Origin of the sequence: Bartonella sp. AA9NXGY (assembly GCF_042196845.1) — a bacterium.
Lineage (GTDB): Bacteria > Pseudomonadota > Alphaproteobacteria > Rhizobiales > Rhizobiaceae > Bartonella.
Genome location: NZ_JBHIRB010000057.1, coordinates 1 through 2,677 on the forward strand (window position 1 = coordinate 1; position 2,677 = coordinate 2,677).

The window sequence follows — 2,677 nt, forward strand, 5'->3', positions numbered from 1 at the left end:
AAGCGCATATGTGTTACTGATCTCGGGCATTTGACTTCGATTAAACCGTCTTCTCCAATGAGACCATCGGGGCTAGCCCCCGCCATTTCTATTGTGGGGTGTTGGATAAAGCCGCACTTTGTTATATTGGCATCATAAATGAAGCCATATTCTCTCAAGGCATCATCTTCATGTTCGATACCCCATCTCATATCTTCAGTTTCATAATAAGGGCTTGTTTCGCCTGTTAAGCGCTCTGTTATGAGTTTGATTTTGTAGTCTTCATATTTGCTCGTAGGCAATCCTTTTGCTGTCTTACTGATAATGTTGTAAACATTAGATGCGGTGACTTTACCCAAGCGCGCTTGAAACCATTCTGCTGTTCTTTGTTCCATCTCACACCGCCGTTTGTTGCTCTTGTGGCGTTGCTATATCGGCATCTTGTATAGTAGAATCTGTTTCTGCCTTTTGCCTGTTTTGTTTATCTTTCAAAAGATGTAATACCGTTTGTGCTTGTCCTTCAGACATATCGTCGAGCTTTTTGACGTTGACATAAGCAAGTATTTTTTCTTCTTCTGTTTGGGTTTGTACGACAAGTCTTCTGATTTCATTGATCTGTTGTGGAAAAGCCTTTTTAATAGGCGGGTTTCCATCTGTATCGTCTTCTTTACTTGCTAAATTAAGAAGCATGCCTAATAGGTATCTTCGTGCGTAGGTAAGTGTGGAACCAAGTGATTGTATGCTATTTTTAGAGCCTGTACTGTCAATTGGAAATGTTCCTTCTGTTGAGATTTGATTGTCTGAAGGATGAGACAGAGTTATTTCTATGGTAACGTTTTTTTCTGTTTGATTTTTAATACGATAAAACAAAGCAAATTTGTATGTTGCAAGCCCTTTCTTTACAGCATCAATGTACTGATCAAGTGTAGCGTATTTGCTGTTTGTATGGTTATTAATGGCGTTTTGTTCGATATTTTTATATGCCATTTGCACAGCCGAAAGATCACGGACAAAATTTTGGCGCTCTTGTCGTTTTATCTCTTGTTCTCTTAAATCAAGAAGACGCTCTAAGCGATCCATATCGACGTCACTGTCTAAGGCTTTATTTAAAATACGTTCCATGACAGTTTGTTCGACGGCTACATGATGTGTTTCTTCAATTTCTATTAGGTTAGTGTTTTGTTCACTCATCTTGATTTCCTACATTGCGCGCAATTCACCCGTGGCGTGAATCACGCTTGTGTTAAAAGTTGGTTTGTGTTGCTAGAAAGGAATGTCGTCTTTTGTTGAAGAGTCGCCGTTCTGGGCGGTCATAGTTTGTTTACAATCTTCTGAATTATCATAAATTTTTACATTGCCATAAATTCTTGAATCGGCATAAATAATCACATTTCCATAAATTTGTGTGTGTCCAAAAATATGTCCATCATATATTTTGACGTTATTATAAATTTTTGCATTGCCAAAAATCTCGGCACAATCACCAATTTGTGCTTTATCATAAACCTTAGCACTATCGTAAATCTTGGCACAACAATACGCCTTGGCATCATTATAAATCCAGCAATCGTCTTTTTGACTTAAATTGTCTTCATACTCTACAAAGCCCCCAAGGTCCCCAGCCTTAACATCACCAAAATCTTTTAATGCACGTATGCGGTAAAGCGTAAGGTATCCATCAAACTGAATTGTTTCATCAGTAAGTTCGTATTTTTTCATCTGGTCTTTTCTCCAGTTGAGATGGCGTTATAGTCATCAACGTGTGCGCTACGGTAAACTTCTGCCTTATCGGAAACGCATGCATAACCGTAAACCTCTGCCTTACCATAAACACGTGCTTCATCGAAAACGCGTGCACAATCGTAAACTTCTGCCTTATCGGAAACGCATGCATAACCGTAAACCTCTGCCTTACCGTAAACACGTGCTTCATCGAAAACGCGTGCACAATCGTAAACCTCTGCCTTACCGTAAACGTGTGCCTTACCGTAAACGTGTGTCTCACCGTAAATTTCTGCACGACCGTAAACGCATGCCCCGTAGTAAACGCGTGCGCTCTCGTAAACATGTGCATCATCAAAAATCCTAGCACCATCAAAAACCAGCGCATCATCATAAACTTTGGCATTACCGTAAACTTCTACATAATCGATAACGCGTGCATTGTTATAAACACGTGCATTGCCAAAAACTTGTGCCTCATCGGAAACTAGTGCATTGTCATAAATACATGCATTATCCGCAACCCAACAATAGTCCTCATGCGATAGGTTCTCTTCAGTCTCAATATAGCCGCCAAGATCACCTTTCTTGACGTCCCCCAAATCTCTCAGTGCACGAATGCGGTGAAGGATTTTGCCATCAACTTCGATTGTTTCATCAGTAAATTCGTATTTTTTTTCCATGATTACTATTTCTCACGTTCTACGATTACGGTGGAGCCACTAATTTTACAATTTCCAGCAATGTCTACACGACAGCAAATATATGCTTGATTGTAAATTTTAGCATTTCCGTAAACGTGTACACTTTTCCCTATAACAGAATTCCCATAAATCCGCGCATAGTCAAAAACCTTGGCATTATCTCCAACATCAGCACCACCAACTTCGGCATAATCATAAACTTGTGCATTGTCATAAACGCGTGCATTCCCATAAACCCGCGCATCATCATAAACTTTGGCATCACCGTAAAC

Annotated in this window: 4 protein-coding genes and 1 pseudogene; all 5 read right to left on the minus strand. The window is 39.8% G+C overall.

What is annotated here, in order from left to right; translation table 11 throughout:
- Nucleotides 1-374 (minus strand): lambda exonuclease family protein (locus tag ACFIM6_RS09620; RefSeq protein ID WP_375612640.1); only part of this gene is annotated, 374 nt, incomplete at its 3' end.
- Nucleotide 375: 1 nt separating this feature from the next.
- Entirely contained in the window at nt 376-1,170 is a 795-nt protein-coding gene (locus tag ACFIM6_RS09625) for an ERF family protein (RefSeq protein ID WP_375612641.1), read from the minus strand.
- Nucleotides 1,171-1,242: 72 nt separating this feature from the next.
- Nucleotides 1,243-1,698, minus strand: a complete 456-nt coding sequence (locus ACFIM6_RS09630) for a hypothetical protein (protein ID WP_375612642.1) — start codon at nt 1,696-1,698, stop codon at nt 1,243-1,245.
- Nucleotides 1,695-2,384, minus strand: coding sequence for a hypothetical protein (locus tag ACFIM6_RS09635; protein ID WP_375612643.1), 690 nt, complete (start codon nt 2,382-2,384; stop codon nt 1,695-1,697). The genes ACFIM6_RS09630 and ACFIM6_RS09635 overlap by 4 nt, the downstream gene beginning before the upstream one ends.
- Before the next feature lie 5 nt (nt 2,385-2,389).
- Nucleotides 2,390-2,677 (minus strand): annotated as a pseudogene (locus ACFIM6_RS09640) (hypothetical protein); the annotation flags it as partial.